At 73.0% G+C, this 25,375-nt stretch carries 25 protein-coding genes; 13 read left to right on the top strand and 12 right to left on the bottom strand.

All coding sequences use genetic code 11. The annotated features are described in order from the left end of the window. Positions 1-166: 166 nt before the first annotated feature. Complete coding sequence (locus tag ACFZDA_RS09415) at positions 167-3,313, bottom strand: sacsin N-terminal ATP-binding-like domain-containing protein (RefSeq protein WP_391077394.1); 3,147 nt, start codon at positions 3,311-3,313, stop codon at positions 167-169. Positions 3,314-3,590: 277 nt separating this feature from the next. Between ACFZDA_RS09415 and ACFZDA_RS09410 the strand changes: the two genes are divergently transcribed. Both ACFZDA_RS09410 and ACFZDA_RS09405 read left to right on the top strand, forming a co-directional pair. Next, complete coding sequence (locus ACFZDA_RS09410; RefSeq protein WP_391077391.1) at positions 3,591-4,499, top strand: hypothetical protein; 909 nt, start codon at positions 3,591-3,593, stop codon at positions 4,497-4,499. Then, the gene (locus ACFZDA_RS09405; protein WP_391077389.1) at positions 4,499-4,735 is read left to right on the top strand and encodes a hypothetical protein; all 237 of its coding nucleotides are present in this window, start codon (positions 4,499-4,501) and stop codon (positions 4,733-4,735) included. The genes ACFZDA_RS09410 and ACFZDA_RS09405 overlap by 1 nt, the downstream gene beginning before the upstream one ends. A 15-nt stretch (positions 4,736-4,750) precedes the next feature. Here the strand turns inward: ACFZDA_RS09405 and ACFZDA_RS09400 are convergent, their stop codons facing one another. Further along, positions 4,751-5,665, bottom strand: coding sequence for a DUF3027 domain-containing protein (locus tag ACFZDA_RS09400; protein ID WP_391077386.1), 915 nt, complete (start codon positions 5,663-5,665; stop codon positions 4,751-4,753). A 282-nt stretch (positions 5,666-5,947) separates the two neighbouring features. Between ACFZDA_RS09400 and ACFZDA_RS09395 the strand changes: the two genes are divergently transcribed. The 4 genes from ACFZDA_RS09395 to ACFZDA_RS09380 all read left to right on the top strand — a co-directional run bounded on the left by ACFZDA_RS09395 (position 5,948) and on the right by ACFZDA_RS09380 (position 9,461). Next, complete coding sequence (locus tag ACFZDA_RS09395) at positions 5,948-7,381, top strand: MFS transporter (RefSeq protein WP_391077383.1); 1,434 nt, start codon at positions 5,948-5,950, stop codon at positions 7,379-7,381. A gap of 70 nt (positions 7,382-7,451) precedes the next feature. Next, the gene (locus ACFZDA_RS09390) at positions 7,452-7,925 is read left to right on the top strand and encodes a DUF2771 domain-containing protein (protein WP_391077380.1); all 474 of its coding nucleotides are present in this window, start codon (positions 7,452-7,454) and stop codon (positions 7,923-7,925) included. A gap of 62 nt (positions 7,926-7,987) precedes the next feature. Then, positions 7,988-8,623, top strand: a complete 636-nt coding sequence (locus ACFZDA_RS09385; protein WP_391077376.1) for a futalosine hydrolase — start codon at positions 7,988-7,990, stop codon at positions 8,621-8,623. After that, positions 8,613-9,461, top strand: coding sequence for an MqnA/MqnD/SBP family protein (locus tag ACFZDA_RS09380; protein WP_391077374.1), 849 nt, complete (start codon positions 8,613-8,615; stop codon positions 9,459-9,461). The genes ACFZDA_RS09385 and ACFZDA_RS09380 overlap by 11 nt, the downstream gene beginning before the upstream one ends. Before the next feature lie 55 nt (positions 9,462-9,516). Here ACFZDA_RS09380 and ACFZDA_RS09375 read toward each other — a convergent pair whose 3' ends face one another. Next, complete coding sequence (locus ACFZDA_RS09375; RefSeq protein WP_010035896.1) at positions 9,517-9,900, bottom strand: cold-shock protein; 384 nt, start codon at positions 9,898-9,900, stop codon at positions 9,517-9,519. A gap of 163 nt (positions 9,901-10,063) precedes the next feature. Between ACFZDA_RS09375 and ACFZDA_RS09370 the strand changes: the two genes are divergently transcribed. After that, positions 10,064-10,312 carry a hypothetical protein gene (locus tag ACFZDA_RS09370; protein WP_010035898.1) on the top strand — a complete coding sequence of 83 codons (249 nt, stop codon included), beginning with the start codon at positions 10,064-10,066 and terminating at the stop codon, positions 10,310-10,312. Here the strand turns inward: ACFZDA_RS09370 and ACFZDA_RS09365 are convergent. Beyond that, positions 10,291-10,923 carry a haloacid dehalogenase-like hydrolase gene (locus ACFZDA_RS09365; RefSeq protein ID WP_391077370.1) on the bottom strand — a complete coding sequence of 211 codons (633 nt, stop codon included), beginning with the start codon at positions 10,921-10,923 and terminating at the stop codon, positions 10,291-10,293. The two genes, ACFZDA_RS09370 and ACFZDA_RS09365, sit on opposite strands and share 22 nt — an antisense overlap. Before the next feature lie 52 nt (positions 10,924-10,975). Continuing rightward, positions 10,976-11,998 carry a hypothetical protein gene (locus ACFZDA_RS09360; RefSeq protein WP_391077368.1) on the bottom strand — a complete coding sequence of 341 codons (1,023 nt, stop codon included), beginning with the start codon at positions 11,996-11,998 and terminating at the stop codon, positions 10,976-10,978. 129 nt (positions 11,999-12,127) lie between these two features. Between ACFZDA_RS09360 and ACFZDA_RS09355 the strand changes: the two genes are divergently transcribed. After that, positions 12,128-14,662, top strand: coding sequence for a helicase-associated domain-containing protein (locus ACFZDA_RS09355; protein WP_391077366.1), 2,535 nt, complete (start codon positions 12,128-12,130; stop codon positions 14,660-14,662). A gap of 123 nt (positions 14,663-14,785) precedes the next feature. On the opposite strand, the gene thyX is transcribed toward ACFZDA_RS09355, so the two are convergent. After that, positions 14,786-15,571 carry an FAD-dependent thymidylate synthase gene (thyX, locus tag ACFZDA_RS09350; RefSeq protein WP_391077364.1) on the bottom strand — a complete coding sequence of 262 codons (786 nt, stop codon included), beginning with the start codon at positions 15,569-15,571 and terminating at the stop codon, positions 14,786-14,788. A gap of 58 nt (positions 15,572-15,629) precedes the next feature. Beyond that, the gene (locus ACFZDA_RS09345; protein WP_391077362.1) at positions 15,630-15,872 is read right to left on the bottom strand and encodes a recombinase family protein; all 243 of its coding nucleotides are present in this window, start codon (positions 15,870-15,872) and stop codon (positions 15,630-15,632) included. 113 nt (positions 15,873-15,985) lie between these two features. Between ACFZDA_RS09345 and ACFZDA_RS09340 the strand changes: the two genes are divergently transcribed. Then, entirely contained in the window at positions 15,986-17,626 is a 1,641-nt protein-coding gene (locus ACFZDA_RS09340; protein WP_391077359.1) for a DNA repair helicase XPB, read from the top strand. A 21-nt stretch (positions 17,627-17,647) separates the two neighbouring features. Here the strand turns inward: ACFZDA_RS09340 and ACFZDA_RS09335 are convergent, their stop codons facing one another. Beyond that, positions 17,648-17,836, bottom strand: a complete 189-nt coding sequence (locus ACFZDA_RS09335) for a hypothetical protein (protein WP_391077356.1) — start codon at positions 17,834-17,836, stop codon at positions 17,648-17,650. 365 nt (positions 17,837-18,201) lie between these two features. Between ACFZDA_RS09335 and ACFZDA_RS09330 the strand changes: the two genes are divergently transcribed. Further along, positions 18,202-20,244, top strand: coding sequence for a UvrD-helicase domain-containing protein (locus ACFZDA_RS09330; RefSeq protein ID WP_391077354.1), 2,043 nt, complete (start codon positions 18,202-18,204; stop codon positions 20,242-20,244). A 176-nt stretch (positions 20,245-20,420) separates the two neighbouring features. Here ACFZDA_RS09330 and ACFZDA_RS09325 read toward each other — a convergent pair whose 3' ends face one another. Next, complete coding sequence (locus tag ACFZDA_RS09325; RefSeq protein WP_391077351.1) at positions 20,421-21,113, bottom strand: copper homeostasis protein CutC; 693 nt, start codon at positions 21,111-21,113, stop codon at positions 20,421-20,423. Positions 21,114-21,231: 118 nt separating this feature from the next. After that, entirely contained in the window at positions 21,232-21,909 is a 678-nt protein-coding gene (locus tag ACFZDA_RS09320) for a maleylpyruvate isomerase family mycothiol-dependent enzyme (protein WP_391077348.1), read from the bottom strand. A 47-nt stretch (positions 21,910-21,956) separates the two neighbouring features. Between ACFZDA_RS09320 and ACFZDA_RS09315 the strand changes: the two genes are divergently transcribed. Continuing rightward, positions 21,957-22,619 carry a hypothetical protein gene (locus ACFZDA_RS09315; protein WP_391077346.1) on the top strand — a complete coding sequence of 221 codons (663 nt, stop codon included), beginning with the start codon at positions 21,957-21,959 and terminating at the stop codon, positions 22,617-22,619. 34 nt (positions 22,620-22,653) lie between these two features. Then, the gene (locus tag ACFZDA_RS09310) at positions 22,654-23,706 is read left to right on the top strand and encodes a GNAT family N-acetyltransferase (RefSeq protein WP_391078539.1); all 1,053 of its coding nucleotides are present in this window, start codon (positions 22,654-22,656) and stop codon (positions 23,704-23,706) included. Here ACFZDA_RS09310 and ACFZDA_RS09305 read toward each other — a convergent pair. Together ACFZDA_RS09305 and ACFZDA_RS09300 are read right to left on the bottom strand one after the other, a co-directional pair. Continuing rightward, entirely contained in the window at positions 23,679-23,966 is a 288-nt protein-coding gene (locus ACFZDA_RS09305; protein WP_391077343.1) for a DUF4031 domain-containing protein, read from the bottom strand. The two genes, ACFZDA_RS09310 and ACFZDA_RS09305, sit on opposite strands and share 28 nt — an antisense overlap. Beyond that, positions 23,963-24,346, bottom strand: coding sequence for a hypothetical protein (locus tag ACFZDA_RS09300; RefSeq protein WP_391077340.1), 384 nt, complete (start codon positions 24,344-24,346; stop codon positions 23,963-23,965). Before ACFZDA_RS09300 ends, ACFZDA_RS09305 begins: the two co-directional genes overlap by 4 nt. Before the next feature lie 55 nt (positions 24,347-24,401). On the opposite strand from ACFZDA_RS09300, the gene ACFZDA_RS09295 reads away from it, so the two are divergent. After that, positions 24,402-25,373: an SIS domain-containing protein gene (locus tag ACFZDA_RS09295; RefSeq protein WP_391077337.1), complete on the top strand. Its 972-nt coding sequence runs from the start codon at positions 24,402-24,404 to the stop codon at positions 25,371-25,373. Positions 25,374-25,375: the final 2 nt, after the last annotated feature.

Genomic DNA, 25,375 nt, shown 5'->3' with positions numbered 1-25,375 from the left:
CCAGGTGGAGAGGGGCCCCGGCGCTCATCGTCGGCTCCTGGGGCCCAAGTGATCGTGGAGTCTGTTGACTCACGTGATCAGATACGCGAGCAAAGCGCTTGGTTGTACGAACGATGAAGAATTTGTGCGGGAGTTTTCACCGAACGTCCAAGCGCCGCCGCATGCTTCAGTCGAACCACCGGTCCCGCGCCAGCTCCTCCGTCCGCGACGGGTCCTCCAGCAGCGCCGCCACCTCGAACCGCCGCGGCCACTGCCCCGCCGCCCAGGCGAGCCCCGCGGCGACGCCCTCCAGGGTGGCGGCGTGCAGGACGCCGTCGTCGGTGAGCCGCCAGTCGATCTCGACGCCGTCGACGACGAGTTCCTCGTGCTCGCTGTAGGAGGAGGGGGTGCGGGGGCCGAGCAGGACGCGGACGGAGTCCGGGACGTCGTGTTCGGCGCCCTCGGAGGAGACCTGCCCGGTGACCGACTCGCTCAGGCGTCGCACCTGGAAGAGTTCGGCCAGATCGGCGGCCCGGGCCGGGCGGACCGGCAGCAGGGGGACGCCGGCCGTGAAGGGCAGCAGGTCCGGTGAGTCGCACACCACGGCATCGGACGCCTCCACGACCTCCACCCGGCCGTCGATGACGGCACGCAGCTCGTCCGGCAGGGTCACCTGCTCCGGGTCCAGCTCGGCCAGCGCCCCGTACAGCGCGTGCAGTTGGGCGTCCGTCACCTCGCGCTCCGGGTCGGCGAGCCGGTCGAGGAGTTCGGCGGCACCGCCGGGCTCGTCCAGCAGCGCGGCGACGGACGTCCGGACACCCAGCGCCCGCAGCACCTGCTCGTCATCGAAGCCGGTCGCGTCGGCCTCCTCGTAGAGACCGCGCAGCAGCGGGTCGCCGCCGGCGGCCCGCAATCCGGCCGGGCGGCGGCCGTCGAGCACCGGGTTCCCGCGCAGCCACCACGCCGTGTACGGCCGGACGACCTCGTGCGTGCCGTCCGGAAGCAGGACGCGCACGGGCTGGACGATCGCGTCCCGCAGAGGCGGCTGCGACAGCAGGGACAGGGCCTGGGACCACTTGTCCTCGTCGACCAGGTCCAGATCCCTTACGGCGATGATCTCGGTCGCGACCGGGGGCACCGGGCTGTCCGGGAAACGGTCGAGGATGTCCTCCGCCCACACATCGACGGCGTCCAGCAGGCCCGGGTCGTCGGGCTCGGCGAAGTCGCCCTCCCGGGGCTCCAGTTCGTCGGGGTCCAGGACGACGTCGGTGGCGCGGACGAGCGCGAAGTTCACCAGCACCCCGCAGGCGGCCAGCGGCTGCTCGCCCCACTTGGAGGCCAGCTCGGCGTCCACCGCGGCCAGTTCGCCCTCGCGCATGACCTGGGCGAACGGGCCGCCGGGGAAGACGAGTTCGCAGGCCGGGGCCGGTTCGCCGTCCTCGTCGGGCAGCGCGAGCGCGCCCAGCCAGGGCTCGTCACCGGGCTCCAGACCGGCGTCCCGCACCAACGCGAGGACGGTGTCGGCCAGTTCCTCCGAGTCGAGGGCGTCCTCCTCCCACAGCACACCGCCCTCGTCGTCGAGCGACGCGGCGACGGCGGCCCTGACCTGCGGGGTGGTCAGCACGGCGCGCGGGGTCGCGGGCAGGGCGCCCAGCTTCTCCAGGATCGGGTGCGCGGCGTCCGGGTGAGCGACCTTCAGACCGAGCCGGGCCAGGGTCTCCGGGTCCGTACCGGTGGCGTCGGGGCTCGGCAGCAGGACCTGCCGGGGACCGATCGTCGTACGCCCGTCCGCGAGCGGCACCGGCAGGCCCGACAGCCGGTCCGGGTCGACTCCCGCCAGGCTGTCGTAGAGCCGCCGCCACCAGCCGGGCTCCTTCTCCAGCCCGGCCAGCCGGTCGATCGCGTCGGTCAGCGGCACCCGGGCGACACCCAGGGTGCGCAGCTCCGCCCGGCGTTCGAGACCGGCGGGCAGCAGCGTGGGCAGCACCTCGGCGAGCACCCGCACCGTGTCCGCGCCGGCACCCTCGACGACCTCGGCGTCCCGGGGCCGCAGCGACTCGGGCAGCTCGTCGCCGTCGTGCTCGCGGCGCTCGACGGCGGGCGGCAGGAACGACGTGCGGGGCAGCCGCTCCAGGATGGCCTGGCGCAGGGCGCCGTCCAGCTCGCCCTTGCCCAGCGGGCCCGGCACGAGATCGATGAGCCCGGCCGTCACCGGCCGCCACTCGCCGAGGAGTTCGGTGTAGGAGTCGGCCGCGCGCTGGATCAGGAAGTCGGTCAGCGGGCCGGGGGCGGCGTGCCGGCGGGTGGAGTCCAGCGGGAACGAGGCGATGAGCAGGGCGGGCACGCCGAGCGGCTCGTCGCTGGGGGTGGGGGCGTGCACGACCGGGCTGGTGCGGGGCCGGGCCGGGCTGCCGTCGGAGTCCACGGGCACGGCCCAGGTGACCGACCAGTGGGGGCGCAGCCGCTCCTCGACGGGCCGGCCGGTGAGCAGCTCGGGGTCGAGAGGGCCGTGGGCGGCGGCCGTGCGCCAGTAGGTGACGCCGTCGCCGGAGTCGTCGACGACGGTGAAGGGGCCGTCGGTGCGGCGGGAGAGCGTCCGGGGGCTCTCGCCGTTGATCTCGACGACGACCTCTTCGAGACCGGCGAGGGTGAGCAGGAGCGCGTCGTCGACCGCCCGCAGCAGCCGTTCGGCGAGGTCGGCGGCGGCCGCGTCCCGCAGCGGCAGGATGACGGCGGTGTCGTACGGATCGGGGGCGGTGCCCTCGGCGGCGAACGGCAGCCGCAGCAGCGGTACGTGACCGTCGCGCCGCCGGACCTCGTCCCCGAGGCCGGGGCTGTGCCGGGCGGTCTCGGCGGCCAGTTCCCGGGCCTCGGCCAGCGACCAGCGCACGCCGCCGTGCCGGCCGACGACGGCGGGCTCGTCGGTCACGGCGAGGACGGCGGCGAAGCCGACGCCGAACCGCCCGACGGCCTGCTCGTGGGTCTCCCGCTTCGCGGAGGCACGCAGCGTGGACAGCGACTCCACGCCGGCCGCGTCCAGCGGAGCGCCGGTGTTGGCGGCGACGAGAACCCCGTCACGCAGGGTGAGCCGCAACCGTCCCGGCACCCCGGCCCGGGCCGCCGCGTCGGCGGCGTTCTGCGCGAGTTCGACGACGAGCCGGTCCCGGTACCCGCCGAGGACGAGATCCTCCTCGGCGTTGGCGTCCTCACGGAACCGGGCGGGGCTGGTGGCCCAGGCGTCCAGCACTCCACGCCGCAGACGTGCCGTACCGAACGGATCGGCACCCTCGGCGGCGGGCCGCACGAACTTGCTGCTCACGTTCCTTCTCCTCATCGACGAGAGGACGAAGGTACCGCCTGGGGAGCGGGGCCGCGCGCCCCCTCCGGCCCCGGTTCAGCTCCCGGAGGCGAACGTCACGAAATCCGCCCATGCGGCGGGGCGACGGCGTACCGCTGCTCTTCCCGAGAACCTCAACGGTGAAAGAACCGCACCCATCCCCACCCCGGCGCCCGCTCACCCGCCCGGGTGAACATCACCAACTCGGCTGGCGTGGCGCCTGGTTACCGGACCTACTCTCGGCGCGATCCCGACGAAAGGCCTGACACCCCCCATGGTCAGCTCGCCCCACGAGGCGATGCACCGCATCTTCCAGGACCACCCCGGGCTGTTCTCCCGGGTCTCCGAAGTGCTGGGCATCGACTTCGCCCCGCCCACCTCGGTCACCGTCCTGCCCACCGACCTCACCGAGGCCCGCCCGCTCGAACGCCGCGTCGACACCCTGCTCCGGCTGGAGACCGAGGACGACGAGCCGTTACTGCTCGCGGTCGAGGCGCAGGGCAAGAAGGACCCGGACAAGCCCGCGAGCTGGGCGTACTACGCCTCGTACCTGCTCACGAAATACCGGCTCCAGCCGCTGCTCCTGGTCGTCTGCCAGGACCGCGCCACGGCCGAATGGGCGGCGCGGCCGGTGAGCTTCGGCCCTCCCCAGTGGCCCCTGCTCACCCTGCGCCCGCTGGTCGCCGGGCCGCACAACATGCCGGTGCTCACCGACCCGGCCGAAGTCCGCAAAGACCTCGCGCTCGCCACGCTGTCGGCCATCACCCACGTCAAGCACCGGGACATCGGGGCCATACTCAAAGCAGTGACAACCGTCCTGCGGGACACACCGCACCCGATCGCCGACCCGATCGTCGAACTCATCGCACAAGGGCTGGGCAAGCACCCGGCCGCGGAAATGTGGAGGAACCTGGTGGCCGTGGACCTGTCCTTCTACAAGTCGTACATCTCGGAAGAAATCCGCGACGAAGGCCGTGAAGAAGGCCGTGAAGAAGGCCGGGCCGAGGGCGAGGCCCGGCGGGCCGCCGAAGACGTTCTGGAGGTTCTGGACGTCCGGGGCATCGACGTCCCCACAGCGGTCCGCGAGCGCATCGTCAGCTGTCGTGACCCCGAAACCCTGCGCCGCTGGCACCGCCGTGCCGTGATCGCCCCCTCCGCCGAGCAGATCTTCTCGGACGAATAGTGGATCTCTCCTTCTACAAGTCGTACATCTCGGAAGAAATCCGTGCAGAGGGTGAGGCCCGGCGGGCCGCCGAAGACGTTCTGGAGGTTCTGGACGTCCGGGGCATCGACATCCCCGCAGCCGTCCGCGAGCGCATCGTCAGCTGTCGTGACCCCGAGACTCTGCGCCGCTGGCACCGCCGTGCCGTGATCGCCCCCTCCGCCGAGCAGATCTTCTCGGCGGAGCAGGACGAGTAGGCGAGGGCGGCCGGGCTACGAGTGGCCCAGTTCCTCCGTGTCCTCGTCCGCCGTCGCCGGGACCGAGCCCGAGTCCGAGGCCGGGCGGAGCGGGAACGGGTCGACGCGGGTCTCGTCGATGACCGGCGGGGCCGGCTGGGGCGGCTTGGGCATGACCGCCGCCTCGGAGTGGCCGCCGCAGCCGTAGGACAGGGAGACGACGCGGCCGTCGGCCGGGGAGTACTCGTTGGCGCAGACGCCGAAGGCCTGGCCCAGGGAACCGCCGATACGGAGCAGGAAGCCGCAGCTCACACAGGCGGCGGGGGCCGCCTGTGCCATCGGCGTCTTGGGGCCGAAGGCTTCCTCCCAGCGGTCGGCGGCGATGTGCAGGCCGTAGCGGGACAGCACCCGGGCACGGCGCACGCCGAGTTCCTCGGCCACCGCCGCGATGGAGCCGCGGGCGGGGGCGGCCAGCGGCCCCGCCGTGACCTCCGCGTCCTCGGCCTCCGCCAGTGCCGCCATCTCGTCGGAGACGACGGAGTTCGGCGGCGGCTCGTCCTCTCCGGTCCAGCCGGGCTCAAGGCGAAGGTCCTCGGCGTCCGTGGGCAGCAGGTCGCCCGGACCCATGTCGCCTGGGCGCAGCCGCTCGCTCCACGGCACCCACTCCGGCGCGAGCACCGCGTCCGGGCCGGGCAGCAGCACCGCCTCGTCCACCGTGACGATCTTCGCCCGGGACGCCCGGGCCACCGTCACGGCCCAGCGCCAGCCCCGGTACCCGAGCTCCTTGCACTCGAAGAAGTGCGTGACAACGCGGTCCCCCTCGGAGACCAGCTCCACGTGCTCGCCGACGATTCCTGGTGCCGCGGCCTCCTCGGCTGCGGCGCGGGCGAGGTCGACGGCCTCGGCGCACAGACGGTCAGGGGTGCGGCTTCGCGTTGTCGCTGCGCTCACAGGTATCGCTTCTCTCCATACGCCGTCTCACGTGTGCGCCACTCCCAGCGCAGGGGGCGGACGGAGCGGACCAGGGGACCGCGTCGACGTCCTTCATCCATTTTGCGGGATGGCTGAGATACGCACGCTACCCTTCCGCCCCACTTCGCGTACACCGACGGTCCTGACCGAGGCTCCGGACCACCGTGCCGACCGGCCCCCCGCAACCCTGACAGTCACCCCACAGGCCCTATACGAGCGTGAATGGCACTACCCACTGCCATCTCGGGGCACTATGACGTCGTGGCAGCCGCGAGGACGCCCCAGGGCGCCACCGGGACCGGTGGGTCGAAAGGGGTCAAGGGAAGCAGCCGACTGAGCGGGCCGGGCCGTCTGCGCGGCTCCCTCCGCGCGGTCGGCCATGCCCTGCACCTCCCGTTCACCGGCACCGCCCGCGGCATCCGCAAGGCCACCCACGCGCACGGCGCCGGCGAGTCCGGCCTCGGCAAGCTGATCGAGCTGCACGGAGTGAACGGCGCCGGGGACGTGATGATCACCGTCGCCCTCGCGTCGACGGTGTTCTTCTCCGTGCCGACCGACGAGGCCCGCGGCCGTGTCGCGCTGTACCTCGCGATCACCATGGCCCCCTTCACCCTCCTCGCGCCGGTGGTCGGCCCGCTCCTCGACCGCCTCCCGCACGGCCGCCGGGCCGCGATGGCCGGGGCGATGCTGGCCCGGGCGCTGCTCGCGCTGATCCTGTCCGGCGCGGTCGTCAGCGGCAGCCTCCAGCTGTATCCGGCGGCCCTCGGCGTCCTCGTCGCGTCGAAGGCCTACGGAGTGGTCAGAAGCGCCGTCGTGCCCCGGCTGCTGCCGCCCGGCTTCTCCCTGGTGAAGGCCAACTCGCGCGTCACCCTCGGCGGGCTCCTCGCCACCGGCGTCGCCGCGCCGATCGGTGCCGGCCTTCAGCAGATCGGACCGCGCTGGCCGCTCTACGGCGCCTTCGTGATCTTCGTTGCAGGGACGTTCCTGTCGTTCACGCTGCCGCCGAAGGTCGACTCCGCCAAGGGCGAGGACACCGCGCTGCTGGCCTCGGACGAGGAGCACCTGCACGGGCCGCACCGCCGTCCCGTCAAGCGCCCCGGGCTGCGCACGGTCGGCCCGGCCGTCACGCACGCCCTCGCCGCCAACGCCGCCATCCGCTGCCTCACCGGCTTCCTGATCTTCTTCCTCGCCTTCCTGCTGCGCGAGCACCCGGTCTCCGGCCAGAGCGCCGCCGTGTCCCTGGGGATAGTGGGCGTGTCGGCGGGCGCGGGCAACGCGCTCGGTACGGCCGTGGGGGCGTGGCTGCGGTCCCGGGCACCGGAGATCATCATCGTGACGGTCGTGGCGTTCGTGCTGGGCGCGGCGATCACGGCCGCGTTGTTCTTCGGCGCGGTCATGGTGGCCGGCCTGGCCGCGATCGCCGGCTTCGCGCAGGCCCTGGCCAAGCTCTCGCTCGACGCGCTGATCCAGCGGGACGTGCCCGAACTGGTCCGGACCTCGGCCTTCGCCCGCTCCGAGACGCTGCTGCAGATGGCCTGGGTGCTGGGCGGCGCGGTCGGCATCGTGATGCCGCTCAACGGCACGCTCGGGCTGGCGGTGGGCGCCGCGATCGTCGGCACGGGCTGGCTGACGACCGTACGGGGGCTGATCGCCTCGGCCCGGCGCGGGGGTACGACACGGCCGCGCGTGGCCTAGGGCCCTAGCCGCACGGGCACGCCGTACCCCGCGTGGGCGGTGCGGTCGGCGAGCCAGATAGCCTTCGCCCATGACCAGGTTGCAATCCGCTGTGCGACGCCGCCGCGCCGTCGCCGCCGCCGGCGTCGTGTCCGCCGGACTGCTCGTCCTCTCGGCCTGTGACAAGCCGACTCCGATCTCCACGATCACCGTGGGTCAGGATTCGGTGAACTCCGAGGCCACCTGTGGCGGCCAGGGCGATGCCCTGAAGCCGTCCGACCTCAACCAGTGCCTGAAGGACAAGGGCATCAAGAGCATCTCCGTCGACCCGGACGAGACCGTGCGCTTCGGGGTCGACCCGGAGATCGCGGACGAGGGCTGGACGATCCTGATGAACGGTCAGCCGCTGACCGACTCCAGCACGAAGACCTACCGCACCATTCCGGGCAGCGTGTTCTTCAACGCGCAGTACGGGGCGCAGGGCAACTCGACGCTGGTGTCCATCAAGGAGGGCAAGAAGGACGCGTCGGGGCTGTGGAACTTCAAGCTGGAGAAGGACACGTAATCGCTGCCGCCGGGCTGGGCAGGGTGCTTGTCGTCACCGCCGTTTCCGTGGAGCGGGACGCGGTGGCTGCTGCCCACGGCGGTATCGGCGGTAGCGGCAGCAGCAGCGGTGTCGACGTCGTCGTCGTGGGTGTGGGGCCCGGGCTCGCCGGGGCGTCCACCGCCTCCGTGCTCACCGCCGCCGCCCTCGAAGGCAGCCCCTACGACCTCGTCGTTTCCGCCGGGATCGGCGGGGGGTTTGTGCCGGAGGCGCGCGTGGGGTCGCTCGTCGTCGCCGACGAGATCGTCGCGGCCGATCTGGGGGCCGAGACGCCCGACGGGTTCGTGTCGGTCACCGAGCTCGGGTTCGGGAGTGTGCGGCACCAGCCGCCCGCGGACCTCGTACGGCTGGTCGGTGACGCCGTCGGGGCGCCGACCGGGGCCGTGCTCACCGTGTCCACCGTGACCGGGACCGCCGAGCGGGCCGCCGCGCTCCGGGAGCGTCACCCCACCGCCCTCGCCGAGGCCATGGAGGGCTTCGGGGTGGCCGAGGCCGCCGCCGTGCACGGGGTGCCCGTGCTGGAGGTGCGGGCGATCTCCAATCCCGTCGGGCCGCGCGACCGCGCCGCCTGGCGTGTCCCGGACGCCCTGGCGGCCCTCACCGAGGGATTCGGGAAGCTCGTGCCCGTACTGGAGAGTTGGAACCGGCATGACCAGTGAGCAGCTGCAGATCGCCTACTCCCCCTGCCCGAACGACACCTTCGTCTTCGACGCCCTGGCCCACGGCCGCGTCCCCGGCGCCCCCGCCTTCGACGTGACCTTCGCCGACATCGACGTCACCAACGGCATGGCCGAGCGCGGCGAGTTCGACGTGCTGAAGGTGTCGTACGCCGTGCTGCCGTACGTGCTGGAGCAGTACGCCCTGCTGCCGTGCGGGGGCGCGCTGGGGCGGGGGTGCGGGCCGCTGGTGCTGACGCGGGAGCCGGATGTCGACCTCGGCGGTCGTACGGTCGCCGTACCCAGTGAGAGGTCCACCGCCTACCTGCTGTTCCGGCTGTGGGCCGCGGACACCGTGCGCGACGGGGTCGGCGAGATCGTCGTCATGCCGTTCCACGAGATCATGCCGGCCGTACGGGACGGGAAGGTCGACGCGGGGCTCGTCATCCACGAGGCGCGCTTCACGTACCGGAACTACGGGCTGCACAAGCTCGCCGACATGGGCGAGCACTGGGAGAACACCACCGGGCTGCCGATCCCGCTGGGCGCGATCATCGCCAAGCGGTCGCTGGGCGAGCAGAAGCTACGGCTGCTCGCCGACTCCATCCGGGCGTCGGTGCGCGCCGCCTGGGACGATCCCGAGGCGTCCCGGCCCTACGTCATGGAGCATGCCCAGGAGATGGACCCGGCCGTCGCCGACCAGCACATCGGGCTGTACGTCAACGAGTTCACCGCCGGCCTCGGCGAGGACGGCTACGCCGCCGTACGCGGGCTGCTGACACGCGCGGCGGCCGAGGGGCTGGTGCCGCCCCTCGGCCCGAACGCACTCGCTTTTCCCTGAGGGTTTTCCTGAGGGTTTGCCTGAGGGTTTCCCTGGGTGTTTTCCCTGGCGGGGATCACACGTCCAGCTGGTCGGCGACCGCGCGCAGCAGGCCCGCGATCTTCTTGCCGGCGGTCTTCTCGGGGTAGCGGCCCCGCTCCAGCATCGGGGTGATGTTCTCCAGGAGGGTCGTCAGGTCCTGGACGATGGAGGCGAGTTCGTCCGGCTTCTTGCGGGTCGCGGCCGCGACCGAGGGCGTCGGGTCGAGAATCGTCAGGGACAGCGCCTGGTCGCCGCGCTGTCCGGCGACGACGCCGAACTCCACCCGCTGTCCCGGCTTGAGCGTCTCGACTCCGGCGGGGAGGACCGAGGAATGGACGAAGACGTCGCCGCCGTCGTCACGGGAGAGAAAGCCGAAGCCCTTCTCGCTGTTGAACCACTTGACCTTGCCGGTAGGCACGTCTGTCCTCGTCCTCGTACTCGTCGGAAAACTGCTTCTGGAAACGGCTCTTGATAGCACTCGGGCGGGTCGTACGACCCGCCGGTACCAAGGCTAATGCTCTTCAGGCCGGTGACAAGACGTCACCCGGTTGTTCCTTCGCGCTGGGAACTACCCTGGTCGGGTGCGTGACAAAACCCAAACGAATTCCGCCGCGCCCGGTGACCGTCTGGTCCGTGCCGGTGCCATCGTCTTCTTCATCGGCGCCGTGGCCACACTGGTCACGGTCGCCCCGCTGTTCCTGGGGACGACGCCCTTTCCGACGTACATGTTCGGCCTGAGCATGCTCATGGCGGTCGGATTCCTGATGGCCGGTGCGGGAGTACTGCGTTCCGTGGCGGCGGGCCGACGTCAGGCGCGTGCGGGACGGTAGTCCGAAAACCACCCGGGGAATTCCGTCAGTCCGGTGAGGACGACGTCCGCGCCCGCCGCGCGCAGGTCCTCGGCGGGGCAGGGGCCGGTGGTCACCGCGACCGACAGCGCGCCGGCCGTCCGGGCGCCGCGCACGTCCCCGACGTGGTCGCCGACGTAGACACCGGCGTCGTGCTCGCGCAGCGCGTCCGCCTTCTGTTCGGCCCACAGGTCGCCTATGACCGCGTCGGGCTCGATGCCGAGGTGGGCGAGGTGCAGCTTGGCGTTGGGCTCGTACTTGGCCGTGACGACGATCGCGCGTCCGCCGGCCTCCCGTACGGCCGCGATGGCCTCCCGGGCGCCGGGCAGCGCCGGGGTCGCGGCGATCGCGATGGTCGGGTACATCTCCCGGTAGAGGTCCGCCACGGCCGCGATCTCCTCGGCCGGGAACCAGTTGATCAGCTCCTCGGCCAGCGGCGGCCCGAGCCGCGTGACCGCCAGATCGGCGTCGATGTACGTCCCCGTCCGCTCGGACAGTGCCTGGTAGCAGGCGCGGATGCCGGGGCGGGAGTCGATGAGGGTCATGTCGAGGTCGAAGCCGACGGTGAGCGCGGGCGGGGTCATGAAGGCCATATGGGCCATTGTGCCCAGGGGGTGTGAACGGCAGACGTCACCCTGTGATCGGCTAGCGGGAGCGTTGTGAGCGCCAGATCAGGAACAGGGCCGACGCCACCGCCGCGCCCCGGACCACCCACGGCCAGGTCTGTGCCACCGCGTCGTTCATGTGGCCCTCGGCGATCGGGGTGCCCCAGCGGTCGTTCGTCCTGCCCCACAGCCAGAGGATGCCGGCCGCGACGGAGAGGCCGGGGAGGATCATCACCGCCCACTTCGTCTCCGCCGGGGTCAGGCGACGTGAGGCGTAGGCGATGAGCCAGCCGAGGATCAGCACGAACCAGTTGCCGAGCACGGCACCCGCGACGAGCAGACCGGCGGCGATGAGGAGCAGGGGGTTGCTCCAGCCGCCCGCGGGCAGCCGCGCGAGACGCCGGCGGTCCGTCTTGCCGGCCGTCTCCTCCGGATCTCCGGCGACCTCGACGGCCGGGGCCGTCTCCTCGTCGGCCGGCGGCTTGTCCAGGTCCGGCTTCCTCGGCTTCGGCTGCTTCAGCAGGTCCGGCAGCTCCACGCCGCCCACGAAGCCCGGCACTTCGTCGCCGACGCCGAAGGGGCTGCTGTCCACCCGCCACCAGTCCGGCTGGACGGCGCTGTCCCCGAGCTCGTGCCCGGCGGCCAGGTGCGGCGGGGCCGCGCCCCCGGCGGCGGGGTGTGACTCCTCGGCGGGCCGGGCCGGGCGGGGCCGTGGTACGACGCGCCGCAGGACCCCCTTCGGCCGCTCGCCCGTCTCCTGCGGCTCATGGGCCTCGCGCTGTACGGGCACGGCGGCGGGGGCGGTTTCCGTCGTACCGCCGCCGACCGCGCCCGTGCCGTCGGCGGCCGCTGCCACGATCTCGTCGGGGCTGCCGAGGCGGGACAGGATGCGGCGGACGGCGGCGGGCGAGTCGACGGTGGCCTTGGCGCGGCGCTTGTCGATCTCGTTGCGCAGGTCCGCGACCAGACGCATGCGGGTGGCCGACGACAACTGCCGCTGCTGGGCCACGTCGCCGACGCGGCTGAGATACTCGTAAACGACCTGGTCGCTCTCAATCCCCACGAAGTCCCCTCCGGGGCGTGTGCGTTGGCTGACGCCGTCGGTCGACGGTACCGCGAGTACGGACGGGCGACCCACAGGCCCGCGCACAGTCGCCCCGGCCGCAGGAGGCGACCCGCTACCGTGGACCGGATGAGCACCGAGGACAGGCCGCCGGCCCCCCGTTCCCTCGCGGAAGCCCTCCGCGGGCGGGACGACGTCTCGCTGGGCGCACTCCTGCGCAGCCGTCCGGATCTCATCACGCCCGTGCCCACCGACCTCACGCAGCTCGCGACCCGCGCCGGCACCCGGGCCTCGGTGGTGCGGGCCCTGGAGCGGCTGGACCGGTTCACGCTCCAGACGGCTCAGGCGCTGGCCGTGGCGGCCGATCCGGCGACGTACGACGAACTGCTCGGGCTCATGGCCGGGGACGACGCCGACCCGGCCGTCGCCCAGGCCCTGCCGCACGCCGTGGGCGTCCTGCGCGAGCAGGCCCTTGTCTGGGGCGGCGACGACCGGCTGCGGCTGGTTCGCACGGCCCGTGAGCTGCTGGCTCCCTCGCCGCAGCATCCCTCGCCGACGGGGCTCGGCCCGACGGTCCAGGAGGCCACCGCCGGGATGTCCCCGGGGCGCATCCAGGAGATCGTCACGGCCGCCGGGCTGCCCTCGACCCACGACTCGGTCTCCGCGGTGACGTCCCTGACCGAGCTGTTCTCGGACCGGCGCCGGATGGCCGCGTTGCTCGCCGGGGCCCCGGCCGACTCCCTCGACGTGCTGGAGCGGCTTGTGTGGGGGCCGCCGTACGGGCAGGTCACGGCCGATCCGGCGCCCCGGCTGCGCTGGCTGCTGGACCGGGGGCTGCTGTTGCCGACGGCGCCCGGGACGGTCGTGCTGCCGCGCGAGGTCGCCCTGCACCTGCGGCGGGGACTCGCGCACCGGACGCCCGAGCCGGTGCCGCCGCCGGTCGAGACCGCCGCCGTGCACCGTCCACAGGTTGTGGACAGCACGGCGGCCGGGCAGGCGTACACCGCGCTCGCGACCGTCGAGGAGCTGCTGAAGGACTGGGACGAGGGCGGGCCGGCGGTGCTGCGGGCCGGCGGGCTGAGCGTGCGGGACCTGAAGCGGACCGCCGTCGCCCTCGACGCGTCCGAGCCGGCCGCCGCGTTCTGGGTGGAGCTGGCGTACGCGGCGGGCCTGATCGCCCCGGACGGGGAGGCCGACGAGCGGTACGCGGCGACCCCGGCGTACGACGAGTGGCGGGAGCTGCCCGCCGCCGAGCGCTGGTCGCGGCTGGTCACGGCGTGGCTCCCCGCGACCCGGACGGCCGGGCTGGTGGGCGGGCGGGACGCGAAGGACCGTACGTTGTCGGCGCTCGGGCCGGGTCTGGACCGTTCGGCGGCGCCCGAGGTACGGCACCGGGTGCTGGCGTTGCTGGCCGGGCTGCCGGAGGGCACCGCGCCGGCCGCCGAGTCGGTGCCGGCCCGGCTGCGCTGGGAGCGGCCCCTGCGCGGGGCCCGGCCCGAGGACGATCTGCGCGGGCGGCTCGCCGAGTGGGTGCTGTCCGAGGCGGAACTGCTGGGTGTCACGGGCAGGGGTGCCCTGTCGGCCCACGGCCGGGCCCTGCTGGGGGCGCCCGCGGCTCCCGCGAGGGGCCCGGAAGCGGAGCCCTCCGGTCCGGGCGACAAGCTCCCGGTCCACCACCGCCCCGCGCATCTCACCGCCCTCTCCCCCGCCGAACAGGCCGTCGCCTCCGCCGCCGCGGCCCGGCTGCTCACGCCCCTGCTGCCCGAGCCGCTGGACCACGTGCTGCTCCAGGCCGACCTGACGGCGGTGGCGCCCGGGCCGCTGCGGCGCCCGCTCGCCGACATGCTGGGCGTGCTGGCGGACGTCGAGTCCAAGGGCGGGGCCACCGTCTACCGCTTCACGCCCGGCTCGGTGCGGCGCGCCCTCGACGCCGGGCGGAGCGCCTCGGACCTGCACGCCTTCCTCGCCGAGCACTCCCGTACGCCGGTGCCGCAGCCGCTGACGTACCTGATCGACGACGTGGCCCGCAGGCACGGGCAGCTGCGCGTGGGCGCGGCCTCGGCGTACGTACGCTGCGACGACGACGCGGTGCTGGGCGAGATCCTCGCCGACAAGCGGGCCGCCGCCCTGGGGCTGCGGCGGCTCGCCCCGACCGTGCTGGCCGCGCAGAGCGACCCGGCGGGGCTGCTGGAGGGCCTGCGGGCGATGGGGTTCGCACCGGCCGCCGAGTCCGCCGAGGGCGATGTCCTGATCACCCGCGCGCACGCGCACCGCACCCCTCCCCGTACGGCGCCCGAGCCGGTCCCGGACGGCCCGCCGGTCCCCGACGACACGCTCCTCGCGGCGGCGCTGCGCGCCATCCGGGCCGGCGACCTCGCCTCCACCACCCCGCGCAAGCCCGGCACGGCTCCGGCGGTCAACGGCGAACTGCCCCGCACCGGTTCCGCCGAGACCCTCGCCACCATGCAGGCCGCCGTCCTGACCGGCCAGACCCTGTGGATCGGCTACGTCAACGCCGAGGGCGCCGCCAGCCAGCGCGTCATCGCCCCGATCCGCGTCGAGGGCGGCTTCGTCACCGCGTACGACCACACGGCGGACGAGGTCCGTACGTACCCGCTGCACCGGATCACCGGAGTCGCGGAGCTCGCCGACGACGCGGGCTGAGCCGCCGGGGGCTACTGCGTGTGCGTCACGGCCCGCATCATCGGCGGCACGCCGGAGATCTCGGACCGTGCCCCCGGCACCGACGGGGCATCAGCCGCCGTGCCAGTCCCGCAGGTCCCCTGCTCAGACCTTGCGCCAACCCGGAATCCAGGCACCGTCCTGGACCTGATAGTCCCCGAACAGCGCCGGGGCCTCCTTGGCCATCAGCTCGCCGACCTTGCCGAAGAGCAGACGGATCTCCTCCTCCGCCCCGGGCGCTGTCCGGTTCTCGATGACGTGCCGCAGGGTGCGCACATTGGCCGTCCAGACCAGGCCGGTGGCGACACCCTCGGGAGCAAACCGGCGCATGAACGAGGTCTTGGCCTTCTTCTCGCTGAACCGCACGCCTTCCTCCTCCAAACCGAAGTGCCCGGTCATCCAGCCCTGGAAGGCTTCCATCTGCTCCAGCAGAGCGGTGGCACGCTCCATGAGCTCGGTGTCCTGCTCGGCCCATTGCGGGAACCAGAACGGCAGATCGTCCAGGCGCACGAAACGCAGCGACTCCTGCGAGACGGCAGCGCCGGCGCGGTGCCGGACAAGCTCATGAGTGGCCACCCGGCTGACGTTGTGCAGCACGAACGAGAAGCTCACGTGCTCCAGGACCGAGCCGTGCGCGCTGGCCAGGATGTTACGCAGGTACTCATCCTGGTCGGACCGGATCCGGGTCACGTTCGGGTTCAGGCCCGGTTCCCAGGACCGGTAACAGATACGGCCCGCGAACTCAGCGAGGTTCTGCGCATCATCCAGGTCACCGCGGTCCACCCGCTCCAGCCAGCTCTCCCCGCCGACCTCGGCCAGGTAGTCAGCGACCTCGTCATAGTCCAGCTCCGGCCGGGCGATGAGACGGACCTCGGGTTCGACACGGCGCAAGACGTCCTCCACTGCGACTCGGGAAACAGGCGGCCCGAGTCTCCCACGATCCCGCGGCTCAGCATCGAAAAGGAGCTCCTATAGAGCCGCCGCCATCGAGGACGGTGAGACGGGCGGGAATCCGCTGGAGCCCCGGGCGGTCCAGGCCTCGGGAGTAGCCTGAAACGTCGATGTCCTCCGCGGCGGCCATGACCTTCCAGCCTCGGGCCTCGCACAGGGCCTCGCAGGCGGCACGCTGCCGCTCGGGCGACGTAGACTCTTGTGTTTCTCGCGAAAGGCCGACGTAGATGGCAGCGCGCATTCCGGGAGCGCTCGCCGCCACGCCTTTCGTGCGACGAGCGCGGGGCATGGCCCGGGCCGTGGCAGATACGGGTGCGGTGTCTGTCACAAGACGATCTATCCCTGGAGGTATGCGTGTCCTGCCTAATCGTCCAGTCCGACAAGACCCTGCTCCTGGAGGTCGACCACGAGCAGGCCGGCGACTGCCGTCGGGCCATCGCCCCGTTCGCGGAGCTGGAGCGGGCGCCGGAGCACATCCACACCTACCGGGTGACCCCGCTGGGCCTGTGGAACGCCCGGGCGGCGGGGCACGACGCCGAGCAGGTCGTGGACGCGCTGGTGCAGTACAGCCGCTACCCGGTGCCGCACGCGCTGCTGGTCGACATCGCCGAGACGATGGACCGCTACGGGCGGCTCACCCTCTCCAAGCATCCGGCGCACGGACTGGTCCTGACGACCACCGACCGTCCGGTGCTGGAGGAGGTCCTGAAGTCGAAGCGGATCGCGCCGCTGGTCGGCGCCCGCATCGACCCCGACACGGTCGCCGTGCACCCCTCCGAGCGGGGGCAGATCAAGCAGACGCTGCTGAAGCTGGGCTGGCCGGCCGAGGACCTCGCCGGGTACGTCGACGGCGAGGCGCACCCGATCGAGCTGGCCGAGGACGGCTGGGCGCTGAGGCCGTACCAGAAGCAGGCCGTGGAGAACTTCTGGCACGGCGGGTCGGGCGTGGTCGTCCTGCCCTGTGGCGCGGGCAAGACGCTGGTCGGCGCCGGGTCGATGGCGCAGGCGAAGTCCACGACCCTGATCCTCGTCACGAACACGGTCTCCGCCCGGCAGTGGAAGCACGAGCTGGTGCGGCGGACGTCACTCACCGAGGACGAGATCGGCGAGTACAGCGGGACGAAGAAGGAGATCCGGCCCGTCACGATCGCCACGTACCAGGTGCTGACGACCAGGCGGAAGGGCGTCTATCCGCACCTGGAGCTGTTCGACTCCCGGGACTGGGGCCTGATCGTCTACGACGAGGTGCATCTGCTGCCGGCGCCGGTGTTCAAGTTCACGGCGGATCTCCAGGCGCGGCGGCGGCTGGGCCTGACGGCCACGCTGGTGCGTGAGGACGGGCGCGAGTCGGACGTGTTCTCCCTGATCGGGCCGAAGCGGTTCGACGCGCCCTGGAAGGAGATCGAGGCGCAGGGCTACATCGCGCCCGCCGACTGTGTGGAGGTCCGGGTCAATCTGACGGACGCGGAGCGGCTCGCGTACGCCACGGCCGAGGCGGAGGAGAAGTACCGCTACTGTGCCACGACCGACACCAAGCGGAAGGTCACGGAGGCGATCGTCCGCCGCTTCGCCGGGCAGCAGATCCTCGTCATCGGCCAGTACATCGACCAGCTCGACGAGCTGGGTGAGCACCTCGGGGCGCCCGTGATCAAGGGCGAGACGTCGAACGCGCAGCGGGAGAAGTTGTTCGACGCGTTCCGGGAGGGCGAGATCAGCGTGCTCGTCGTGTCCAAGGTCGCGAACTTCTCGATCGACCTGCCGGAGGCGACGGTCGCGATCCAGGTGTCCGGCACGTTCGGGTCGCGCCAGGAGGAGGCCCAGCGGCTGGGCCGGGTGCTCCGCCCGAAGTCCGACGGCCACCAGGCCCACTTCTACTCGGTGGTCGCCCGGGACACGATCGACCAGGACTTCGCCGCGCACCGCCAGCGCTTCCTGGCGGAGCAGGGGTACGCGTACCGGATCATGGACGCGGACGAGCTGCTCGCGGACAGCTGAGGCAGGCGGGCCGCGCACGGCTCACTTGCGGCGGACCACGCCGACTTCCTCGCCGTACTGGCCGAGGATGATCACATCGAAGGCGGCGCCCGCGAACACCTTGACGGCGCGCAGGGCATCGCCGAGGCGGTGCCGGTGGCTGCCTGCCACGGCGGTGGCGCCGGGCGGGCGGCCCGGCGCCGGGGCGGGGGAGAGGGTTGCTGCGCTCATGTCTCCATGGTGCGTTTCCGTACGTAAAATCCGCGTCGGCCTGAGGACCGAACCCGCGCGCTCCGTCCGTACGCCTGCGGACCGACACCGGCCCCTCAGGGAAGAGGGCCCCGTCCCCTAGGGGATGGGAAACCGGGGACGGGAAACGCGGGGCGGGAAACGCGGGGCGGGAAACGCGGGGCGGGAAACGCGGGGCGGGTAGCGCGGGACGGGAAACGCCGGGCGGGAAAAACCATTGGCGGTCGGCTCCCCCGCTCCTCTAGGATCTCCGCTCTTGCCCGCCTCCTCATGGAGTGCCGCCGACCGGACGGAAACCGGCCGGCATCTCACCGCCATCTCTCAGCAGGTCCTCCGGAGGCACCCCCTTGTCCACGCCCGTCGACGACCCGCTCTCCCGTGAGCGCTCCCACCTCGCCGCGTCCCGTTCCGCCCTGCGTGCCATGCGCGAGGGCGTCGAGGCCCTCGACATCAGCGACGTCACCGCGAACTGGGTCAACGCGGCGGTGCTGGCCCACCAGATCGAGGAGCGCGTCAAGGCCCTGGCCGACCTCAGCGACACCCCGCTGTTCTTCGGGCGGCTCGACTATCTGCACGCACCCGGCGCCGAGCAGGCCGAGGGCGCGGAGGGGGAACGCTTCTACATCGGGCGGCGGCATGTGCACGACCATGACGGCGACCCGATGGTCATCGACTGGCGCGCCCCGGTCTCCCAGCCGTTCTACCGGGCCTCCAAGAAGGACCCGATGGACATCGCGCTGCGCCGCCGCTTCGGCTACACGGGCGGCGACCTCACGGCGTACGAGGACGAGCGCCTGTCGGACCCGGGCGAGGCGGCCCGGACCAGCAGACTCCTCCAGCAGGAGATCGAGCGCCCGCGAGTCGGGCCGATGCGGGACATCGTCGCGACGATCCAGCCCGAGCAGGACGAGATCGTCCGGTCGGGGCTCTCCGGCACGGTGTGCGTGCAGGGCGGTCCGGGCACCGGGAAGACCGCCGTCGGCCTGCACCGGGTCGCCTACCTCCTCTACGCCCACCGCGAGCGCCTCGCCCGCACCGGCACGCTCGTCATCGGGCCGAACCGGTCCTTCCTGCACTACATCGAGCAAGTGCTACCCACGCTCGGCGAGTTGACGGTGCGGCAGGCCACCGTCGAGGACCTGGTGGCACACGTAGAGATCAAGGGGACGGACGACGCGACGGCCGCGGTCGTCAAGGGCGACGCCCGCATGGCGCGGGTGCTGCGCGGGGCCCTCTACTCGCACGTCACGATGCCCACCGAACCGGTCGTGGTCGTGCGCGGCTCCCGCCGCTGGCGTGTGGCGGCGTACGAACTGCAGGACATCGTCCGCGAGTTGCTCGACCGCGACATCCGCTACGGCGCCGCCCGCGAGGCCCTTCCGCAGCGCATCGCGCACGCCGTGCTGGTGCAGATGGAGCGCTCGGGGGAGGCGCCGGACGACCGGGTGCAGGACGCGGTGGCCCGCAACAGCGCGGTCAAGGCGGCCGTCAAGGCGGTCTGGCCGGCCGTCGACCCGGCGAAGCTGGTGCTGCGCCTGCTGTCGGACGCGGACTTCCTCGCCGAGCACGCGGAGGGGATCCTCGACGAGGAGGAGCAGAAGGCGGTGCTGTGGGCGAAGCCGGCGCGCAGCGTCAGGTCCGCCACGTGGTCCGCCGCCGACGCCGTGCTCATCGACGAGGCCACCGACCTGATCCAGCGCACGCACTCGCTCGGCCATGTCGTCCTCGACGAGGCGCAGGACCTGTCCCCCATGCAGTACCGGGCGGTCGGCCGCCGCTGCACCACCGGCAGCGCGACCGTCCTCGGCGACCTGGCGCAGGGCACCACGCCGTGGGCGACCCGGAGCTGGCAGGAGGCGCTGGCCCACCTGGGCAAGGCGGACGCGGTGGTGGAGGAGTTGACGGCCGGTTTCCGCGTGCCGACGGACGTCATCACCTACGCCTCCCGGCTCCTCCCGCACATCGCCCCGGGCCTCACCCCGGTGGTCTCGATCCGTGAGAACCCGGGCCACTTCGAGGTCCGCGAGGTCCCCGGCACCGCCGACGTGGTCGACGCCTGCCGCGCGTCGCTGCGCCACGAGGGCTCGACGGGCCTGATCGCGGCGGACGCCAGGGTCCCGGAACTGGCGGCGGCCCTGACGGAGGCCGGGATCGCCTACCTCGGCCCGGGCGAGGAGACGACCCTGGAGACCCGGCTGACCCTGGTCCCGGCGTCGCTCGCGAAGGGTCTGGAGTACGACTACGTGGTCCTGGACGAACCCCAGGCGGTGGTCGACGGCGAACCGGACGAGCGAACGGGCCTGCGCCGCCTGTACGTAGCGCTGACGAGGGCGGTATCGGGCCTGACGGTGACCCACGCGGCGCCGTTGCCGCCGCAGTTGATCGCCTGAGCGCGGGACATCGTGCCGCTGGGGCGGACGGGGCACAGACACCCGGGCGCGCATCGCAGACGCCCGGCGCAGCGGCTGATGGCGGGGCGGCGGCGCAACCCGGCGCAGCGGGATTGCCGCCCGCGCCCACCCGTGCCGCCTCAGCGGCACGACTGCCCGCGGGCTGACGCCACCGCTCAACCGCCGTCCACCGCAGCCCGCCACTCGGCCACCGCCGCCGCCGACACCGGCTCCCCCCATCCCCCCGGCCGCACCGCCCCACCGATGTGAAAGGCGTCCACCCCCGCGCCCCGCAGCACCGGCACATGCTCCAGCCGCAACCCACCCCCCACCAGCAACCGCTGCCCATACCCCGGCTGCCCGGCCCGCCCCGCCTCCGCGAGCAGTACGGGGAGCCCGTCGTCGACCCCGTTCGCCGAGCCGGCCGTCAGGTACGTGTCCAGCCCGGGCATCCCGTCCAGCTGCTTGCGCAGGGCGTCCCGGTCGGCGGCCCGGTCGATGGCCCGGTGGAAGGTCCAGGGGCAGCCGTCCAACGCCCCCACAACCCGCTCCACAGCCGCCAGATCCACCCCACCCTCCGCGTCGAGAAACCCCAGCACGAACTCCTCGGCCCCGGCCTCCCGCAGCCCGGCGGCCACCCCGGCAAGCCGGTCGACGTCCCCGGCCGCGAAGCCGTCGGCGAGGCGGAGCATCACCCGCAGCGGGAGGTCGACGGCCCGGCGGATCCCGGCGACGGTGGCGGCCGACGGGGTGAGCCCGTCGGCCGCCATGTCGGTGACCAGCTCCAGCCGGTCCGCGCCTCCGGCCCGGGCGGCGACCGCGTCCTCGACGCCGAGGGCGATCACCTCCAGGACTGCACGCTTGCTCATGGGGCCCCTTCGTCGGCATGGCGTCGGCGTACGACAGCAGGTCTGAACCCAAACAGGTCTAGTCCAATCAAGACTACGCTGCCCGCTCCCGCCGCATCCCACGCCCCGGGGGCCCGGCTCATCCGAAGATGTTCAGGTCCTTCGCCTCCACCCCGACCAGCTCGAACTCGGCCCCGCCGGCCGGCCGCCCCGTGTACAGCCGCACCAGGGTCGGCCCGTCCCCGATGAAACGGCCCGGGGGCCGCTCCCCGCCGCTCTCCCCGAGCCGCAGGGGTTCGTCCAGGTCGTCGAGGTCGGCGTGCAGCGGCACATGCCCCCGCTCGCGGGTGATCCGGGCGAGCAGCGCCAGCGCGTCCGGCAGCCCGGCCCCGCCGTACGCCCCGGGCTCGCCGAAGGCGTCGCGGACGTCCCCGGCGTGCACCCACTCCCCCAGCGCGAGAGCGTCCAGCTTCCCGCCCGCCCCGGCGATCACCGGCCCGGCCTCGGTCATGCCGCGCTCCAGCTCGTCGACCACCCGGGCGTTGCTCCAGCCGTCCCGCTCGGCGATGTCCCGGTCGTTCGACTCGGGCGAGAACACGCCCTCCTCGAACCGGTTCTCCACCACCCGGGTGAGCGCGGCCGAGCAGTGCGCCAGCACCGACCGCACCGACCAGCCCGGACAGGCCCCCACGGGCAGCGCGAAGTCCTCCTCGGTCCTCCCCCGGAGCAGCGGGATCAGCGCGTCACGCTCGATCGCGAGCAGCCTCCCGGGCTGTTCGGGGTCCCGTACGTCGTGCACATCAGCAGGAGTCGTCATGGACCCCACGCTAGGTGCCTGGCCCCGCCGAGCGGGAGAATGCCCCCATGGCCGATATCGACGCCCTCCGTGTCCGCTTCGTCCGCACCCTGGAAGCGGCCCGGGGCCCGGCCGCCGGTCCGGACCCGGTCCCGTACGCCGACGACCTGCTCGGCCGCTGGCAGGAGCCGCAGCGCCGCTACCACACGGTGGCGCACCTGGCGGCGGTCCTGGACCACATCGACGCACTGGAGAAGTACGCCCGCGACCCGGACGTGGTCCGGCTGGCCGCCTGGTTCCACGACGCCGTCTACCTGCCCGAGCGCTCCGAGAACGAGGAACGCTCCGCCCGCCTGGCCGAACGCGCCCTGCCCGAGGCCGGCGTGCCCGCCGCGAAGACCGCCGAGGTGGCCCGCCTGGTCCGCCTCACCGTCGGCCACGACCCCGCCGACTCCGACCCCGACGGCCAGGTCCTGTGCGACGCCGACCTGGCGATCCTCGCCTCGCCCCCGTCGGCCTACGCCGCCTACACCGCCGCCGTCCGCGAGGAGTACCACTTCGTCCCGAACGAGGCCTTCCGCACGGGCCGCGCGGCGATCCTGGGCCAACTCCTCGATCTGCCGAGGCTGTTCAGGACGCCGTACGGAGCATCGGAGTGGGAGGCGACCGCCCGCTACAACCTCACCGCCGAGCTGGAAATGCTGTCGCTTCCGCCCGACGACGCCTCGTAACCTGCCCGGCATGTGGACAACGGGCGCGGAACAGGTGGAGCGGGCCGTCGACGAGTGCGTGGGCCTGCTGGGGGCGGTCACCGACCGGGACTGGGAGGCGGTGCGGGCCGGGCGGCTGGAGTGGAGCTGCCGGGAGACGGCGGTGCACATCGCCGAGGACCTCATCGGGTACGCGGGGCAGCTGGCGGGGCGCGAGCAGGAGGCGTACGCGCCGTTCGAGATCTCGCTGGAGGAGGGGACGGACAACGCGGGCACGCTGCGGGTGATCCGCACGATGGGCGCCCTGTTCGCCGCCGCGATCCGCACCACCCCGCGCGAGGTCCGGGCCTTCCATCCGTATCCGTTCCGCAGCGCGAACCGTGAGGGGTTCGCCGCGATGGGCGTGGCCGAGGTGCTGCTGCACACCCACGACCTGGCCGAGGGCCTGGGCCTGGCGTACGAACCGGCCCCCGAGCTGTGCGACTTCGTCCTCACCCGGATCTTCCCGCAGGTCCAGCCCGGCCCCACCCCGTGGCGGACCCTGCTGTGGGCCACCGGCCGCGGCGATCTGCCCGGCCGGGAGCCGGTCACCGAGTGGCGGTGGAGCAACAACCACGTGATCCCCACCGGCCGGCTCACCCTCCAGGGCGTCACCCCGGCGGCGGCGGGCGATCTCGCCACGGTCGGCGACGGCGGCTTCGAGTGGCTCGACGGCGGCCCGGTCGAGGGCACCCGGGTGGGCTCCGGGCTGGTGTTCAAGCAGTACGAGGACGGCGTCCACCGGCCCGAGTGGGGCATGTACGTCCTGGTCCGGCGGGAGGACGGCCGCGCGCTCGGCGCCATGGGCTTCCACAGCGTGCCGGACGCGTCGGGGCGGGTGGAGGTCGGCTACGACCTGGTCGAAGCGGCCCGTGGCCACGGTTACGCCACCGAGGCGCTGCGCGCGCTGTCGGCGTGGGCGCTGTCCCGGGACGAGGTGCGGACCGTCGTCGCGAACGTGGAGCGGGACAACGCGCCCTCGCACCGCGTCCTCGCCCGCACCGGGTTCCAGGTCGTGGCGGAGGACACCGAGCAGGTCGGCTACGAGCTGCGCGAACCGCGCGGCTGAGTCCGCCCCTTCGGCCGGCGCAGCCCCGCCCCGTGCAGCAGCCGCACCACCTCGCGGCTGCTGACCTCCACGGCCCCGGCCGCCACGACGTCCGCGTACCGCTGGTCGGGGATGTCGTAGTGGTCGCGCTCGAAGGCCCGCCGGGGCACGCCGAGGCGTTCGGCGAAGGCGTGCAGTTCCTCGTACGAGACGTCGCTGATCAGGTGGGACCACATGCGGCCGTGGCCGGGCCAGGTCGGTGGGTCGACATAGACGGTCACGAGGAAGCCGCTCCGCCGAGCGCCTCACTCAGCGAGCCGACCGCCGCGACCTTCACGCCCGCCTCGCTGCACACCCAGTGCGGGTCGGGCCCCAACTCCGGTTGCACGTCCAGCGCGTGCGGGTCGCCGGTGCCGCACACCGGGCACAGCGGCCAGCGGCCGTAGCGCTCCAGCAGGGCGTCCTGCACGTCCTGCGCGACCAGACCGGCGACGTACTGCGCGCCCTCCGGCCACTGCTCGACCCACCATCGCCGCTGCACGACGGACTCCTCGACCAGGGAGACGACGTCCGCCTCGGCGACGCGTCCCGCGACGAGGTCGGCCAGCACGAGGGCGCGCGCGGCGTGCAGTGCCTGCTCCAGGGGGCTGATGGGGTCCATGCCCCCATTGTGCGCACTCTTGACCGCGACGCCGAGCCGAAAATATCTTTCAGATGTGACCCGAAGAGTGAAGGAAACTTTCCACAGTGAAAGCGGCGGTGCCGGCGGCCGGGACGGCACGGGCGGTGCGGGTGCCATGGCCGGCACGCTCGGCACCCCGCCCGCCCCCGCCGCCCTCGCGGCCAAGGTGCGCACGCTGGGCCCGTCGATGACGCGTTCGATGCAGCGCGTCGCCGAGGCCGTCGCGGGCGACCCGGCCGGCTGCGCGGCCCTCACGGTCACCGGCCTCGCCGAGCTCACCGGCACCAGCGAGGCGACCGTCGTACGCACCGCACGGCTGCTGGGCTATCCGGGTTACCGGGACCTGCGCCTGGCCCTCGCCGGCCTCGCCGCCCATCAGCAGTCCGGCCGCGCGCCCGCCATCACCACGGACATCGCGGTCGACGACCCCATCGCCGACGTGGTCGCGAAGCTCGCCTACGACGAGCAGCAGACCCTGGCCGACACCGCCGCCGGCCTCGACACCGCCCAACTGGGCGCGGCCGTCACCGCGCTGACCGCCGCCCGCCGCACGGACGTGTACGGCGTCGGGGCGTCCGGCCTGGTCGCCCAGGACCTCACGCAGAAGCTGCTGCGCATAGGGCTGGTCGCGCACGCCCACAGCGACCCGCACCTGGCCGTCACCAACGCCGTGCAACTGCGCGCGGGCGATGTCGCGATCGCCATCACGCACTCCGGGTCGACGGGGGACGTCATCGAGCCGCTGCGGGTCGCCTTCGAGCGCGGGGCGACGACGGTGGCGATCACCGGCCGCCCGGGCGGCCCGGTCTCGCAGTACGCCGACCACGTCCTCACCACGTCCACGGCCCGGGAGAGCGAGCTGCGTCCCGCGGCGATGTCCTCCCGGACCGGACAGCTTCTCGTGGTGGACTGCCTGTTCGTGGGGGTCGCGCAGCGGACGTACGAGACGGCGGCGCCGGCACTCTCGGCGTCGTACGAGGCGTTGGCCCACCGGCACCGCCCCTGAAC

The sequence above is a fragment of the Streptomyces sp. NPDC007991 genome, from assembly GCF_042958445.1.
Taxonomy (GTDB): domain Bacteria; phylum Actinomycetota; class Actinomycetes; order Streptomycetales; family Streptomycetaceae; genus Streptomyces.
This window is presented reverse-complemented; position numbering and strand designations above follow the sequence as displayed.

Coding starts and splice junctions, on each gene's coding strand:
- ACFZDA_RS09355 (WP_391077366.1), top strand. CDS start 12,128: ATGAGCACCGAGGACAGGCCGCCGGCCCCCCGTTCCCTCGCGGAAGCC.
- ACFZDA_RS09365 (WP_391077370.1), bottom strand. CDS start 10,923: ATGGCCTTCATGACCCCGCCCGCGCTCACCGTCGGCTTCGACCTCGAC.
- ACFZDA_RS09335 (WP_391077356.1), bottom strand. CDS start 17,836: ATGAGCGCAGCAACCCTCTCCCCCGCCCCGGCGCCGGGCCGCCCGCCC.
- ACFZDA_RS09300 (WP_391077340.1), bottom strand. CDS start 24,346: ATGGACCCCATCAGCCCCCTGGAGCAGGCACTGCACGCCGCGCGCGCC.
- ACFZDA_RS09315 (WP_391077346.1), top strand. CDS start 21,957: ATGGCCGATATCGACGCCCTCCGTGTCCGCTTCGTCCGCACCCTGGAA.
- ACFZDA_RS09380 (WP_391077374.1), top strand. CDS start 8,613: ATGACCAGTGAGCAGCTGCAGATCGCCTACTCCCCCTGCCCGAACGAC.
- ACFZDA_RS09320 (WP_391077348.1), bottom strand. CDS start 21,909: ATGACGACTCCTGCTGATGTGCACGACGTACGGGACCCCGAACAGCCC.
- ACFZDA_RS09325 (WP_391077351.1), bottom strand. CDS start 21,113: ATGAGCAAGCGTGCAGTCCTGGAGGTGATCGCCCTCGGCGTCGAGGAC.
- ACFZDA_RS09390 (WP_391077380.1), top strand. CDS start 7,452: ATGACCAGGTTGCAATCCGCTGTGCGACGCCGCCGCGCCGTCGCCGCC.
- ACFZDA_RS09410 (WP_391077391.1), top strand. CDS start 3,591: ATGGTCAGCTCGCCCCACGAGGCGATGCACCGCATCTTCCAGGACCAC.
- ACFZDA_RS09415 (WP_391077394.1), bottom strand. CDS start 3,313: ATGAGGAGAAGGAACGTGAGCAGCAAGTTCGTGCGGCCCGCCGCCGAG.
- ACFZDA_RS09345 (WP_391077362.1), bottom strand. CDS start 15,872: ATGCGCGCTGCCATCTACGTCGGCCTTTCGCGAGAAACACAAGAGTCT.